Origin of the sequence: Amycolatopsis echigonensis (assembly GCF_014174495.1) — a bacterium.
Classification (GTDB): Bacteria; Actinomycetota; Actinomycetes; order Mycobacteriales; family Pseudonocardiaceae; genus Amycolatopsis; species Amycolatopsis echigonensis.
Genome location: NZ_JACJHR010000053.1, coordinates 1 through 15048, shown reverse-complemented (window position 1 = coordinate 15048; position 15048 = coordinate 1). Strand labels below are relative to the sequence as shown.

Below are 15048 nucleotides of genomic sequence, written 5' to 3'. Positions count from 1 at the left end.
GGTGCCTGAGAACCCCGAAGAGAACCCGCAGACGGGCGGCCCGCAGTCCAGTGCCGAACGGCCCGAGGCCGGGCTGGAGCCCCAGGGCACCCGGCCCGCCGAACCGGTCGTCGCCGGCCGCGAGCGCAAGGGCATGTTCGGTGTCCGCGGCAGCGGGGACACCTCCGGCTACGGCGGCCTGCGGCTGCCCGCCTACAGCCCGCCGCCCGCGGAGCGCCCGTACGGCGGCTGGTTCGACGAATTCGCCGACGAGTTCATGGCCGCCTTGGCGGACAACAAGATCCCGCCGACGGCGATCCTCCAGACCACTGTGGACCGCGGCGAGATCACCTTCTACGTCCGCCGCGAGCACCTCGTCGACATCGCGAAGGTGCTGCGCAACGACCCGGGCCTGCGGTTCGAAATGCTGATGGCGGTGACCGGCGTCGACTACGGCGTGGACGTCCCGCAGCGGATGCACACGGTCTACGACTTCCTGTCGATGACCTACCGCCGCCGGATCCGGCTCGAAGTCACCATGGACATGGACGACCTGCACGTGCCGTCGCTGGTGCCGGTCTACGCGACCGCGGACTGGCACGAGCGCGAGGCCTACGACATGTTCGGCATCGTCTTCGACGGCCACCCCGGGCTGACCCGCATCTTCATGCCGGACGACTGGGACGGCTTCCCCCAGCGCAAGGACTACCCGCTCGGCGGGATCCCGGTCGAATACAAGGGCGCGGAAATCCCGCCGCCGGACCAGCGGAGGTCGTACTCGTGACCAGCACCAACGAAACGACGGAAGCCGAGTACGCGGAAGTCCGGGAAACCACTGAAGGCCCGGTCTACCACGTGTCCGGCGGCGACTGGGACGAAGTTCTCGGCGACGCCCAGCACGACGACCGCATGGTCATCAACATGGGCCCGCAGCACCCGTCCACGCACGGCGTGCTCCGGCTCGTGCTGGAGCTGGAAGGCGAGACGGTCACGCAGCTGCGCGCGGTCGTCGGCTACCTGCACACCGGCATCGAGAAGAGCGCCGAGTTCCGCAACTGGACCCAGGGCGTCACCTTCGTGACGCGCGCGGACTACCTCGCCCCGCTGTCCAACGAGATGTGCTACTGCCTCGGCGTCGAGAAGCTGCTGGGCATCAAAGCCCCGCCGCGCGCGGAGCTGCTGCGCGTGCTTCTCCTCGAGCTCAACCGGATCACCTCGCACCTGGTGTTCATCGCGACCGGCGGCATGGACCTCGGCGCCACCACCGCGATGACGCTCGGCTTCCGCGAGCGCGAAGAAGCCATGCACCTGCTGGAGTACCTGACCGGCCTGCGGATGAACCACGCGTTCATCCGGCCCGGTGGGCTCGCCCAGGACTTCCCGGAGGACTGGACCGAGAAGGTCCTCGACTTCTGCAAGCTCATGGACAAGCGGCTTCCGTTGTACGACAAGATGTTCACCGGCCAGCCGATCTGGCGCAACCGGCTCAAGGACGTCGGCGTGCTGCCGCTCGACGCGTGCCTCGAACTGGGCGTCACCGGTCCGGTCCTGCGCGCCGCGGGCCTGCCGTGGGACCTGCGCAAGACCGAGCCGTACTCGCGCTACGACGAGCTCGAGTTCGACGTGCCGACCTCGACCGACGCGGACAGCTGGGCGCGGTACCTGCTGCGGCTGGAGGAAATCCACCAGAGCCTGCGGATCATGAAGCAGGTCGCGAAGATGGCCGAGCCGGGCCCGGTCATGGTGGAGGACAAGAAGATCGCCTGGCCCGCGCAGCTGTCCATCGGCAGCGACGGCATGGGCAACTCGCTCGGCCACGTCAAGAAGATCATGGGCCAGTCGATGGAATCCCTGATCCACCACTTCAAGCTCGTCACCGAGGGCTTCCACGTGCCGCCGGGCCAGGTCTACGCGCCGGTCGAATCGCCGCGCGGCGAGATCGGCGCGCACCTGGTGTCCGACGGCGGCACCCGGCCGCTGCGCGTGCACCTGCGGGAGCCGAGTTTCGTGAACATGCAGGCGATGCCCGCGATGGCCGAAGGCGGCCTGGTGGCCGACCTCGTCGTCGTGATCGCCTCGATCGACCCGGTTCTGGGGGGAGTTGACCGATGACGAACCCGACCGCGGTCCCGGAGCCGGGACCGCACGACGCGACGAAGACGTACGCCGCCGCGGGAGCCGACACCGATGTCGCCGCGATCGCGCCCGATCCCGCTGTCGCCGAGGAAATCCTCGCCGACACGCCGGCAGTGGACGTGTTCGACGCCGAGACGCACCGCGAGGCGAAGGAAATCATCGCCCGGTACCCGATGTCGCGTTCGGCGCTGCTGCCGATGCTGCACCTCGTGCAGTCGGTGCAGGGATACGTGAGCCAGGAAGGCATCGCCTTCTGCGCGCGGCATCTCGACCTGACCGACGCCGAGGTCAGCGCGGTCGCGACGTTCTACACCATGTACAAGCGCCGCCCGTGCGGCGAGCACCTGGTGAGCGTCTGCACCAACACGCTGTGCGCGGCGCTGGGCGGCGACGACATCTACCGGAAGCTCCAGACGCACCTCGGTTCGCCGGAAAAGCCGCTGGGGCACGAGGAAACCGCGGGCGCGCCGGGCGAACCAGGTTCGATCACCCTGGAGCACGCGGAATGCCTCGCGGCCTGCGACCTCGGCCCGGTCCTCCAGGTGAACTACGAGTACTTCGACAACCAGACGCCGGAGCAGGCGGTGGCGCTCGTGGACGCGTTGCGGGCAGGCAAAAAGCCCGCCCCGACGCGCGGCGCGGCGCTGACCGACTTCAAGGGCGCGGAGCGGCAGCTCGCCGGGTTCTGGCCGGAGGACGAGGCCGCTTACCGCAGTGCCGTGGACGGCCCGTCGCAGGCGGTCGAGACCCTGCGCGGCGCGCAGCTGGCGGCCGACCGCGGCTGGTCCGCCCCGGGCATGAAGGACGTCCCTCTCCCTGAAGTGGAGAAGAAGTAATGGCAGATCCCATCACTCCGGTCCTCACGAAGCGTTGGCTGTCCCCGGAATCCTGGCGCATCGAGACGTACGAGGCGCTCGAGGGCTACACCGCGGCGCGCAAAGCACTGGCCGCCACGCCCGAGCAGCTCGTGCAGGTGGTCAAGGACTCTGGCCTGCGCGGTCGCGGCGGCGCGGGCTTCCCGGCGGGCGTGAAGTGGTCGTTCATGCCGGCGAACGAGGACAAGCCGCATTATCTAGTGATCAATGCCGACGAGGGCGAACCCGGTACCTGCAAGGACATTCCGCTGATGATGGCGGACCCGCATTCGCTCATCGAGGGCTGCATCATCGCCTCGTACGCGATGCGGTCGCACCACTGCTTCATCTACGTCCGGGGCGAGGCGCTGCACTGCATCCGCCGGCTCAACGCGGCCGCGCGCGAGGCGTACGCGAAGGGCTACCTGGGCAAGAACATCTTCGGCAGCGGCTGGGACCTCGAGCTGACCGTGCACGCCGGGGCCGGCGCGTACATCTGCGGCGAGGAAACGGCGTTGCTGGACTCGCTCGAAGGCCGCCGCGGCCAGCCCCGGCTCAAGCCGCCGTTCCCTGCCGCCGCCGGCCTGTACGCCGCGCCGACGACGGTGAACAACGTCGAGACCATCGCGAGTGCGTCGTACATCATCAACGCCGGTTCGTCGTGGTTCCGCGAGATGGGCCGCGAGAAGTCGCCCGGCCCGAAGATCTACTCGATCTCCGGGCACGTCGAGAAGCCCGGCCAGTACGAATGCCCGCTCGGCACCACGCTGCGCGAGCTGCTGGAGCTGGCCGGCGGCATGAAGGACGGCATCCCGCTCAAGTTCTGGACGCCGGGCGGGTCGTCGACGCCGATGTTCACCGCCGAGCACCTCGACGTCCCGCTCGACTTCGAGGGCGCGGCCGAGGCCGGTTCGATGCTCGGCACCACCGCGGTGCAGGTCTTCAACGAGACCGTTTCGGTGCCGTGGGCGGTCATGAAGTGGACGCAGTTCTACGAGCACGAGTCCTGCGGCAAGTGCACGCCGTGCCGCGAAGGCACGTACTGGCTGGCGCAGATCCTGGAGCGGATGGTCGAGGGGCACGGCACCGAGGAGGACATCGACACCCTCCTGGACGTGTGCGACAACATTTTCGGCCGTTCGTTCTGCGCGCTCGGCGACGGCGCGGTGTCGCCGATCCAGAGCGGCATCAAGTACTTCCGGGACGAATTCCTGGCTCTGTGTGAGAGCAACAAGCGCGAATTGGTGGGAGCGCAGGCATGACGATCGCGCCCGACAAGCCCGAGACGGCTGAAACGCCGGTCCCCGAGGGCTACGTCAAGCTGACCATCGACGGCGAAGAAGTCATCGCGCCCAAGGGCGAACTGCTGATCCGCACCGCCGAGCGGCTCGGCACGAGCATCCCGCGGTTCTGCGACCACCCGCTGCTCGACCCGGCGGGCGCCTGCCGCCAGTGCCTGGTTGAGGTCGAAATGGGCGGCCGTCCGATGCCGAAGCCGCAGGCCTCGTGCACGATGACGGTCGCCGACGGCATGGTGGTCAAGACCCAGCTCACCTCGCCGGTCGCGGACAAGGCGCAGCAGGGCGTGATGGAGCTGCTGCTCATCAACCACCCGCTGGACTGCCCGATCTGCGACAAGGGCGGCGAGTGCCCGCTGCAGAACCAGGCGCTCGCGCACGGCCGTGCGGAATCGCGGTTCGTCGACACCAAGCGCACGTTCCCGAAGCCGCTGCCGATCTCGGCGCAGGTCCTGCTCGACCGGGAACGCTGCGTGCTGTGCCAGCGCTGCACCCGGTTCTCCGAGCAGATCGCCGGCGACCCGTTCATCGCGCTGCTCGAACGCGGCGCACACCAGCAGATCGGCACCGCGGAAACCGCCGACGTGCTGGACCTCGCCTCCCGCACCACCGGCGGCGAACCGTTCCAGAGCTACTTCTCCGGCAACGTGATCCAGATCTGCCCGGTCGGCGCGCTCACCAGCGCGGCGTACCGGTTCCGGTCGCGGCCGTTCGACCTGGTGTCGTCGCCGAGCGTGTGCGAGCACTGCTCGTCCGGCTGCGCCGAGCGCACCGATTTCCGGCGCGGCAAGATCCAGCGCAAGCTGGCCGGCGAGGACCCGGAGGTGAACGAGGAATGGCTGTGCGACAAGGGCCGGTTCGCGTTCCGCTACGTTCAGGCCGGTGACCGGATCCGCCGTCCGCTCGTCCGCAACGCCGACGGCGAGCTGGAGGAAGCGTCCTGGACCGACGCGCTCCGGATCGCCTCGGCCGGGCTGCTGAAGGCCCGCGAGGGCAAGGGCGGCGCGGTGCTCACCGGCGGACGGCTGACCGTCGAGGACGCCTACGCGTACTCGAAGTTCGCCCGGATCGCCTTGCGCACCAACGACATCGACTTCCGCACCCGCGCGCACTCGGACGAGGAGCTGGCGTTCCTCGGCTCGACGGTCGTGGGCACCACGCCGGAAACCGGCGTGACGTTCAGCGAGATCGAGAACGCCCGCACGGTGCTGTGCGTGGCGTTCGAGCCCGAGGACGAAGCGCCGATCGTGTTCCTGCGGCTGCGCAAGGGGGCCCGCAAGAACCACACCCGAGTTGTCCACTTGGGACAGTGGACGACCTCCTCGGTGCGCAAGACCTTCGGCGAACTGCTGGCCTGCGTCCCCGGCGGCGAAGCGGCCGCGGTGGACGGCATCGCGCAGCACGCGGCCGACCTCGACGCCGCGCTCAGCGGCGAAGGAGCGGTGATCCTGGTCGGCGAGCGGGCCGCGGAAATCCCCGGCCTGTTCTCCGCGCTGCTGCGGCTCACCGCTCGCACCGGAGCCCGGCTGGCGTGGATCCCGCGCCGCGCGGGCGACCGAGGCGCGCTCGAAACCGGTTGTGTGCCCACGCTGTTGCCGGGCGGGCGCCCGGTCACCGACGCCGCGGCCCGCGCCGAGGTCGGCAAGCAGTGGGGCGTCGAGCTTCCGGCCGAACCGGGTCGCGACGTCACGGGCATCCTCCAGGCCGCTTCGGGCGGACAGCTGGACGCGCTGGTGGTCGGCGGCGTCGACCCGAACGACCTGCCGGACCCGGACCTGGCCCGCCGCGCGCTCGACAACGTCGGGTTCGTGGTCAGCCTGGAACTGCGGGCGAGCGAGGTCACCGAACGGGCCGACGTGGTCCTGCCGGTGGCTCCGGCGGTCGAGAAGGCGGGCAGCTACCTCAACTGGGAGGGCCGCCGCCGCGAGTTCGACATCACGCTCGAGGGCACCGGTTCCCTTCCCGACAGCCGGGTCCTGGACACCCTGGCCGTCGAGATGGACGCCGACCTGTTCACCCAGACCCCGGCCGCCGCCGCGGGCGACTTCGCGAAGCTCGCGCCGGTCGCCCCCTCGGTGCCCGCGCCGTCGGTCGCCGCACCGGCGGCCCCGGTCCCGAACGGCAAGGCAGTGCTCGCCACCTGGCGGCAGCTGATCGACAACGGCTCGCTGCAAGACGACGAACCGCACCTCAAGGGCACCCAGCGGCCGCCCGTCGCACGGCTTTCGGCGAAGACCGCCGAAGGCCTGGGCACGACGGCCGGCACGGTCCGGGTGTCGAACGAGCGCGGGTCGATCACCCTGCCGGTCGAGGTCGCCGACCTGCCGGACGGCGTCGTGTGGCTGCCCGGCAACTCCGACGGTTCGGCCGTCCGCGCCGCACTCGCCGCCGGACACGGCGCGCTCGTGCAGATCTCCGGAGGTGACCAGTGAGCCCGCAGCTCACGCAGTTCCTCGCTGCGTACCCGGACGCCGCCGAGCGGGCCCGGCTCATCGCCGACGACCCGTGGTGGCTCGTCCTGATCAAGGCGGTCGTGGTCCTGCTGATCGGGCCGGTCCTGACGATCTTCCTGATCGTGTGGGAGCGGAAGGCGATCGGCCGGATGCAGAACCGGCCCGGCCCCAACCGGGTCGGCCCCGGCGGCTACCTGCAGTCGCTCGCCGACGCGATCAAGCTCCCGTTCAAGGAGCAGATCATCCCGGACACCGCCGACCGCAAGGTGTACTTCCTCGCCCCGGTGCTGTCCGCGGTCCCCGCGCTGATCGCGCTCTCGGCCATCCCGTTCGGACCGGTCGTCTCGATCTTCGGGCACCGCACGGTGCTGCAGCTGATGGACCTCCCGGTCGGCGTGCTGGTGATCCTCGCCTGCTCCTCGGTCGGCGTGTACGGCATCGTGCTGGCCGGCTGGTCGTCCGGCTCGCCGTACCCGCTCTTCGGCGGCATGCGCTCGGCCGCGCAGGTGATCTCCTACGAGATCGCGATGGGCCTGTCGATCGTCGCGGTGATCCTGTACTCCGGTTCGCTGCAGACGTCGGAAATCGTGCAGGCGCAGTCGCACGGCTGGTACTTCTACATGCTCATCCCGAGCTTCGTGATCTACGTGATCTCGATGGTCGGCGAGACGAACCGCGCGCCGTTCGACCTCCCGGAGGCCGAATCCGAGCTGGTCGGCGGGTTCCACACCGAGTACAGCTCGATGAAGTTCGCGATGTTCTTCCTCGCCGAGTACGTCAACATGGTGATCGTTTCGGCGTTCTGCACGACGCTGTTCCTCGGCGGCTGGCGGTTCCCGTTCGTCGGCGACGATTCGCCGCTGAACCAGAACTGGTGGCCGATCCTCTGGTTCTTCGCCAAGACGTTCATCCTGCTGTTCGGCTTCATCTGGCTGCGCGGCACGCTCCCGCGGCTGCGCTACGACCAGTTCATGCGGCTCGGCTGGAAGGTCCTGGTCCCGGTCAACCTGGTGTGGATCGTGGTCGTGGTCGCGATCAAGACGATCCAGTGGAGCTGGCCGCAGATCCTCGTCGGCGTCGGCATCGTGCTGGTGGTGCTCGTGCTGCTGAGCCTCGCTCTGCCGGACAAGAAGCTGCCCGAATCGGACTACGTGGACCTGACCGGAAGCGGCTATCCGCTGCCGCCGCTGGACCTGCGGGTCCCGGACGCGACGCCGCGGCAGAAGGCGCTGGCCAAGGCCGAGGCGAAGGCCGCGCGGCGCAAGCCGGCCAGCGTCACCGCCGCGGCCGCACAGGAAGGAACGGAAGATGGCGGCAACTGACTTCCTCAATCCCATCAAGGGATTCGGCGTCACCTTCGGGATGATGTTCAAGAAGGTCGCGACCGAGGAGTACCCCGAGGCGGGAGCCCCGGCCGCGCCGCGCTACCACGGCCGCCACCAGCTCAACCGGCATCCGGACGGGCTGGAGAAGTGCGTCGGCTGCGAGCTGTGCGCGTGGGCGTGCCCGGCGGACGCGATCTTCGTCGAGGGCGGCGACAACACCGAAGAGGCGCGGTACTCGCCGGGCGAGCGCTACGGCAAGGACTACCAGATCAACTACCTGCGCTGCATCGGCTGCGGCCTGTGCATCGAGGCGTGCCCGACCCGGTCGCTCACCATGACCAACTTCTACGAGCTGGCCGACGACGACCGGCAGCGGCTGATCTACACCAAGGAAGACCTGCTCGCCCCGCTGCTGCCGGGCATGGAGCAGCCGCCGCACCCGATGCGGCTCGGCGACAACGAGCAGGACTACTACGTGAACGGCCCCGAACTGGCCGCCAAGGCGCAGCAGGAGGCGAAGAAGTGATCGCCGCCCTTCTCGCGCAGGCCCCGGCGGCCGGCGTCGACGCGTCCGTGACGACCGGCGAGGCCATCGCGTTCTGGATCCTCGGCCCGCTCTCGCTGCTGGGCGCGCTCGGGATGATCTTCTCCCGCAACGCCGTGCACTCGGCGCTGTGGCTGGTGCTCACGATGCTGACGCTGGGCGCGCTGTACATGACGCAGAACGCGCCGTTCCTCGGGTTCACCCAGATCATCGTCTACACCGGCGCGATCATGATGCTGTTCCTGTTCGTGCTGATGCTGGTCGGCCGGGACAGCTCGGACTCGGTGGTGGAAGTCCTGCGCGGGCAGCGGCTCGCCGCCGGCGTGCTCGGCGTCGGGCTCGCCGCGCTGATCGCCGCGGGCGTGTTCCGCGCGATGGCGAACGTGACCCCGGCCAAGCCGCTCGACCCGTACCAGCAGAACGGCGGCGGGCCCGGCGGCCTCGGCAGGCTGATCTTCACCCAGTACCTGTTCCCGTTCGAGCTGACCTCAGCCCTGCTGATCACCGCCGCGCTTGGCGCGATGGTGCTGGCCTTCACCGGCCGCAGCGGCAAGAGCAAGCTCTCCCAGCGCGAACTGGTCAAGCTGCGCTTCCGCGGCGAGCACGACCGCCCGTCGCCGCTGCCCGGCCCGGGCGTGTTCGCCACCGCCAGCTCGGTCTCGACCCCGGCGCTGCTGCCGGACGGTTCGGTCGCGCCGGAGTCGCTGTCGGAGATCATCGAATCCACCTCGGCGATCCGGCTCATGCGCGAGCGCAAGCTCATCGCGGACGAGGGCCCCAAGCCCGACGCGCACGCACTGGTCGGCGGCTCCGAAAAGGCCGCGCCGGCCGAGGAAGAAGGGGAAGGAAAGTGACCCCGAGCTACTACCTGCTGCTGTCCGCGCTGCTGTTCTGCATCGGCGCGGTGGGCGTGCTGGTCCGCCGCAACGCGATCGTCGTGTTCATGTGCATCGAGCTGATGCTGAACGCGGTGAACCTGACCCTGGTCACCTTCGCCCGCATCAACGGCGGGCTGCACGGCCAGGTGATGGCGTTCTTCGTGATGGTGGTCGCGGCCGCCGAGGTCGTGGTCGGACTGGCGATCATCATGGCCATCTTCCGCACCCGCCGCTCGGCCTCGGTCGACGACACGAACCTGCTGAAGTACTGAGGGAGACGACCGAGTGACCGCATCATCGTGGCTGCTGGTGGCCCTTCCCGCCCTCGGCGCCCTGGTTCTGCTGCTATCCGGCAAACGCGCGAAAGCGTGGGGGCACCTGCTCGGCTGTGCCACCGTCACGCTCGCCTTCGTGTACGCCGTGATCCTGTTCTTCTCCACCGACAGCCACTCGGTCACCGACACCAAGGTCTACTCCTGGATCCCGGTCGGCCAGCTGCAGGTGGACTTCGGGCTGCGCATCGACGCGCTGTCGCTGACGTTCGTGCTGCTGATCACCGGCGTCGGCATGCTGATCCACTTCTATTCGATCGGCTACATGGCCGACGACGAGGGCCGGTACCGGTTCTTCGCGTACCTGAACCTGTTCGTCGCCTCGATGCTGGTCCTGGTGCTGGGCAACAGCTTCGTGACGCTGTACCTCGGCTGGGAGGGCGTGGGCCTCGCCTCGTACCTGCTGATCGGCTGGTATCAGAACCGCCCGTCCGCGGCGACCGCGGCGAAGAAGGCGTTCCTGATGAACCGCGTCGGCGACGTCGGGCTCGCGCTGGCGATCTTCCTGATGTTCAAGTACGTCGGGTCGACCGGCTACTCGCAGGTCTTCGAGGGCGTCGCGCAGGGCAAGATCCCGCCGGGCGCGATCACCGCCATCGCGATCCTGCTGCTGCTGGGCGCCTGCGGTAAATCGGGTCAGTTCCCGCTGCAGGCGTGGCTGCCGGACGCGATGGAGGGGCCGACCCCGGTGTCGGCGCTCATCCACGCGGCAACCATGGTCACCGCGGGCGTGTACCTCGTGGCCCGCTCCAACGTCATCTTCACCGCGACGCCGGACGGCAGGCTGGTGGTCACCCTCGTCGGCGCGGTCACGCTGCTGCTCGGGTGTGTCGTCGGCTGTGCCTACGACGACATCAAGAAAGTGCTCGCGTACTCGACGGTCAGCCAGATCGGCTACATGATGCTGGCGGTCGGCCTCGGGCCGGGCATTTACGCGCTCGGCATCATGCACCTGGTGGCGCACGGCTTCTTCAAGGCCGGGCTGTTCCTCGGGGCCGGTTCGGTCATGCACGGCATGAACGACGAGGTCGACATGCGCAAGTTCGGCGGACTGGCCAAGCGGATGCCGATCACGTTCGTCACCTTCGGCCTCGGCTACCTGGCGATCATCGGCTTCCCGTTCCTCACCGGGTACTACACGAAGGACGCGATCATCGAGGCGGCGTTCGGCCAGGAAGGCTGGCGCGGCTGGGCTTTCGGCCTCGCCACCGTGCTCGGCGCCGGGCTGACCGCGTTCTACATGACGCGGCTGATGATGATGACCTTCTTCGGCAAGGAACGCTGGAAGGACATCAAGAGCACCGACGGGCGCGACTTCCACCCGCACGAGTCCAAGCCGATCATGTGGGTCCCGATGGTGATCCTGGCGGTCGGCTCGGTCGGCGCCGGTGCGTTCTTCGCGATCGGCAACCGGTTCGTGGACTGGCTGTCCCCGGTGGTCGGCCAGTACGCGGAGGCCGAGCACACCCCGATCCCTTCGTGGACGGTCCCGGCGGCGACGCTGGTGCTGGCCGCGCTCGGCGTGCTGCTGGCGGTGTGGCTGTTCCGTCCGGCGCGCGACGTGCCGATCGAGAAGCCCGAGCGGGTGTCTTGGCCGGTCCGCGCGGCGCGCAAGGACCTGTACGGCAACGCGCTCAACGAAACCCTGGTCGCCCGTCCGGGCACCTGGCTGGCGCGGGCGCTGGTGTACGTGGACAACCGCGGCGTGGACGGCGCGGTGAACGGCCTCGCCGCGGCACTCGGCGGCGGGTCCGGACGGATGCGCCGGATGCAGACCGGATTCGTGCGGTCCTACGCACTGTCCATGCTCGGCGGCACGTTCCTGCTTCTCGCGGCCCTTCTGCTGGTGAGGTTCTCCTGACATGACTTGGCTTCTGGCGCTCATCCTGCTGCCGCTGGCCGGCTCGCTGGTGCTGGCGTTCCTCAAGGGGAACGACCGGGCCGCGGTCGCCACGGCGCTCGCCGTGTCCATTGTGGAGTTCCTGCTGATCATCCCGTTCTGGGCGAGCTACTCGCCCTCGGGCGCGCGCATCCAGCAGGCCACCACGATGGACTGGATCCCGAGCTTCGGCATCCACATCTCGTTCGGCACCGACGGCATCGCGCTCATCATGATCGCGGTGATCGCGCTCCTGGTGCCGATCGTCGTCGGCGCGCTCGGGCTCACCGACAAACTGCCCGCGGGCCGCAGCGCGGGCGGATTCCTGTCGCTGATCCTGCTGCAGGAGGCGATCACGATCGGCGTCTTCGCGGCGACCGACGTGTTCCTCTTCTACGTGCTGTTCGAGATCATGCTGATCCCGATGTACTTCCTGATCGGCGGCTACGGCGGCGCGAACCGGCAGTACGCGGCGGTGAAGTTCTTCCTGTACTCGTTTCTCGGCGGCCTGATCATGCTGGCCTCGGCGATCGGGGCGTACTCGCTGGCCTCGGACAAGCTCGGCAAGGGCACGTTCGACTGGGCCACGCTGGTGACGGTGGTCCGCGACGCCCCGACCGGCACGCAGATCTGGCTGTTCCTCGGCTTCTTCCTCGCCTTCGCGATCAAGGCTCCGCTGGTCCCGTTCCACACCTGGCTGCCGGACGCCGCCGGCCAGGCCCCGATCGGCGTCGCGGTGCTGCTGGTCGGCGTGCTGGACAAGGTCGGCACGTTCGGATTCCTGCGGTACTGCCTGCCGATGTTCCCGGAGGCGAGCAAGGCGCTCGCGCCGCTGGTGCTGATCCTTTCGGTGATCGGCGTGCTGTACGGCTCGATCCTCGCCGCCGGGCAGCAGGACATGAAGCGGTTCATCGCCTACGTGTCGATCGCCCACTTCGGGTTCATCGCGCTGGGCATCTTCACCTTCAACGAGCAGGCGATGGTCGGCTCGGTGTCCTACATGCTGAACCACAGCCTTTCCACCGGGATGCTGATCGTGGTGATCGGCCTGATCGTGATGCGCGGCGGGTCGAGCCGGATCTCGGACTACGGCGGGATGGCGAAGGTGACCCCGCTGCTCGGCGGAATGCTGTTGCTGGCCGGGCTTTCCGCGCTGTCGCTGCCGGGGACCAACTCGTTCGTCAGCGAGTTCCTCGTGCTGCTGGGGTCCTTTGTGGACCAGCCGGTGTACACGATCCTCGCGACCGTGGGCATGGTGCTCGCCGCGGCTTACGTGCTGTGGCTGTACCAGCGGATCATGCAGGGCCCGGTTCGCGGCGACGCTCTCGTGGGCGTCGGCGGGGGACCGGGCACGGCGATCGCGCCGGAACTCGGTGCGAAGAAGGCCATCAAGGACCTGGGCGGACGCGAGATCGCGATCCTCGCGCCCATGGTCATCCTGATCATCGGACTGGGCTTCTACCCCAAGCCGATGCTCGACACGATCACCCCGTCGGTGCAGGCGACGCTGTCTGCCGTGCAGGGAGGCAAGTAAACCGTGCTCGACATGTTCCTGGCGCAAGCGCCGGCAGCGCCGCTGGAAGTGCCTTCGGTAGATTACGCGGCCGTGCTGCCGATGCTGATCGTCTTCGGCGTCGCGTGCATCGGCGTACTGGTGGAAGCCTTCGCGCCGAAGGCCACGCGATGGGGGATCCAGGTCACGATCTCCCTCGTCGCGATCCTCGCCGCGGGGGTTTCGCTGATCCTGTACGCGACCGGTTCCACGTCCACGAAGGCGGGCACGACCACCTTCTCGGGCGCGATCTCGGTGGACCGTCCGTCGCTGTTCCTGTGGGGCACGCTGCTGCTGCTCGGCCTCGGCGCGGTCTTCCTGATCGCGGACCGCAAGGTCGAACCGGGCGGCGCGTTCGTGGCACAGGCGGCGATCCGGCCGGGCACCGTGCAGGACCGCGCGCAGGCCGGTGCGGCGACGACGTCGCAGACCGAAGTGTTCCCGCTGACGCTCTTCGCGCTCGGCGGAATGATGACGTTCTGCGCGGCCAACGACCTGCTGACGATGTTCATCGCGCTGGAAGTGCTTTCCCTGCCGCTGTACCTGATGTGCGGCCTGGCCCGGCGGCGTCGGCTGATCTCGCAGGAAGCCGCGGTCAAGTACTTCCTGCTGGGCGCGTTCTCGTCGGCGTTCTTCCTCTACGGGCTCGCGCTGCTGTACGGCTACGCGGACTCGGTGAAGCTGGCCGACATCGCCCACGCGGCGGCCGGTTCGGACCGCTCGGACACGCTGCTGTTCGCCGGTCTCGGCCTGCTGGTGGTGGGCCTGCTCTTCAAGGGCTCGGTCGGCCCGTTCCACACCTGGACGCCGGACGTATACCAGGGCGCGCCGACGCCGGTGACCGGATTTATGGCCGCCTGCACGAAGGTCGCCGCGTTCGGGGCGATTCTGCGCGTGCTCAGCGTCGGGTTCTCCTCGACGAGCTGGGAATGGCGCGGCGTCATGTGGGCGGTGGCCATCATTTCGATGGCACTGGGCGCGATTCTGGGTCTGACGCAGACTGACGTGAAGCGGATGATCGCTTACTCGTCCATCGCGCACGCCGGGTTCTTGCTCGTGGGTGCGATCGCGATGACTCAGGACGGGTTGTCGAGCACGCTGTTCTACTTGCTGGCTTACGGGTTTACGACGCTGGCGGCGTTTGGCGTGGTGAGCCTGGTCCGGGATTCCAGCGGCGAGGCTACGCATCTGTCGGCCTGGGCCGGGTTGGCCAAGCGGTCGCCGGTGCTGGCCGGGGTGTTCACGTTCCTGCTGCTGGCGTTGGCGGGGATTCCGTTGACGAGCGGGTTTGTCGGGAAGTTCGTGGTGTTCTCGGCTGCGCTGTCGGACGGGATGGCGCCGTTGGTGGTGGTCGCGTTGGTGTTCAGCGCGGTGGCGGCATTCTTCTATCTGCGGGTCATTGTGTTGATGTACTTCTCGGAGCCTGCGGCGGACGGGCCTACCGTGACGGTGCCGGGTGGGTTTACTACGGCGGCTATTGCGTTGGGTGTGGTGGTTACGTTGGTGCTCGGGGTCCTTCCGGCGTTCGCGTTGGATTGGGCTGGGGCTGGGGGGTTCGCTTCCTAGCGGCTCGTCGCCTGGCGGCGACGTTGCGCACGGGGTTGCGTGGGGCACCCCGAAGCTGATTGTGACGACGGACGGTGGGTGCTTGTCAAGGCGGGAAAGATGCCTTGACAAGCACCCACCGTCCGCGTTTTTGGCTTCGTATCGGGGTGCGGGGGTGGTGTGGGTGCCTGGTGGGGTTGGGTGCGTTGGCTGCGGTTGGGGGTTTGTGCGGGGGCGGGTGGCTGGTCGTGAAGGGCCCCTTGAGGGAATCTA

At 68.6% G+C, this 15048-nt stretch carries 12 protein-coding genes; all 12 read left to right on the top strand.

Features of this window, described 5'->3' with window-relative positions; translation table 11 throughout:
• Window position 1: 1 nt before the first annotated feature.
• The 12 genes from H5411_RS30175 to nuoN are packed head-to-tail and all read left to right on the top strand — an operon-like array spanning window position 2 to window position 14796.
• Window positions 2-763, top strand: coding sequence for an NADH-quinone oxidoreductase subunit C (locus H5411_RS30175; RefSeq protein ID WP_183125789.1), 762 nt, complete (start codon window positions 2-4; stop codon window positions 761-763).
• On the top strand, window positions 760-2091 hold the full coding sequence (locus H5411_RS30170; RefSeq protein WP_101436128.1) for an NADH-quinone oxidoreductase subunit D: 1332 nt from the start codon (window positions 760-762) through the stop codon (window positions 2089-2091). Before H5411_RS30175 ends, H5411_RS30170 begins: the two co-directional genes overlap by 4 nt.
• Window positions 2088-2951, top strand: a complete 864-nt coding sequence (gene nuoE, locus H5411_RS30165; RefSeq protein WP_183125788.1) for an NADH-quinone oxidoreductase subunit NuoE — start codon at window positions 2088-2090, stop codon at window positions 2949-2951. Before H5411_RS30170 ends, nuoE begins: the two co-directional genes overlap by 4 nt.
• Entirely contained in the window at window positions 2951-4231 is a 1281-nt protein-coding gene (gene nuoF / locus H5411_RS30160; RefSeq protein ID WP_183125787.1) for an NADH-quinone oxidoreductase subunit NuoF, read from the top strand. Before nuoE ends, nuoF begins: the two co-directional genes overlap by 1 nt.
• Window positions 4228-6699, top strand: coding sequence for an NADH-quinone oxidoreductase subunit G (locus H5411_RS30155; protein ID WP_183125786.1), 2472 nt, complete (start codon window positions 4228-4230; stop codon window positions 6697-6699). The genes nuoF and H5411_RS30155 overlap by 4 nt, the downstream gene beginning before the upstream one ends.
• Window positions 6696-8042 carry an NADH-quinone oxidoreductase subunit NuoH gene (nuoH, locus tag H5411_RS30150; protein ID WP_183125785.1) on the top strand — a complete coding sequence of 449 codons (1347 nt, stop codon included), beginning with the start codon at window positions 6696-6698 and terminating at the stop codon, window positions 8040-8042. Before H5411_RS30155 ends, nuoH begins: the two co-directional genes overlap by 4 nt.
• Window positions 8029-8571 carry an NADH-quinone oxidoreductase subunit NuoI gene (nuoI, locus tag H5411_RS30145; protein ID WP_101436123.1) on the top strand — a complete coding sequence of 181 codons (543 nt, stop codon included), beginning with the start codon at window positions 8029-8031 and terminating at the stop codon, window positions 8569-8571. Before nuoH ends, nuoI begins: the two co-directional genes overlap by 14 nt.
• On the top strand, window positions 8568-9443 hold the full coding sequence (locus H5411_RS30140) for an NADH-quinone oxidoreductase subunit J (RefSeq protein WP_183125784.1): 876 nt from the start codon (window positions 8568-8570) through the stop codon (window positions 9441-9443). The genes nuoI and H5411_RS30140 overlap by 4 nt, the downstream gene beginning before the upstream one ends.
• Window positions 9440-9739 carry an NADH-quinone oxidoreductase subunit NuoK gene (nuoK, locus tag H5411_RS30135; RefSeq protein WP_033291119.1) on the top strand — a complete coding sequence of 100 codons (300 nt, stop codon included), beginning with the start codon at window positions 9440-9442 and terminating at the stop codon, window positions 9737-9739. Before H5411_RS30140 ends, nuoK begins: the two co-directional genes overlap by 4 nt.
• A gap of 13 nt (window positions 9740-9752) precedes the next feature.
• Complete coding sequence (gene nuoL, locus H5411_RS30130) at window positions 9753-11660, top strand: NADH-quinone oxidoreductase subunit L (protein ID WP_183125783.1); 1908 nt, start codon at window positions 9753-9755, stop codon at window positions 11658-11660.
• Window position 11661: 1 nt separating this feature from the next.
• On the top strand, window positions 11662-13212 hold the full coding sequence (locus H5411_RS30125; RefSeq protein WP_183125782.1) for an NADH-quinone oxidoreductase subunit M: 1551 nt from the start codon (window positions 11662-11664) through the stop codon (window positions 13210-13212).
• Between the two features lie 12 nt (window positions 13213-13224).
• The gene (gene nuoN / locus H5411_RS30120) at window positions 13225-14796 is read left to right on the top strand and encodes an NADH-quinone oxidoreductase subunit NuoN (RefSeq protein WP_220817699.1); all 1572 of its coding nucleotides are present in this window, start codon (window positions 13225-13227) and stop codon (window positions 14794-14796) included.
• Window positions 14797-15048: the final 252 nt, after the last annotated feature.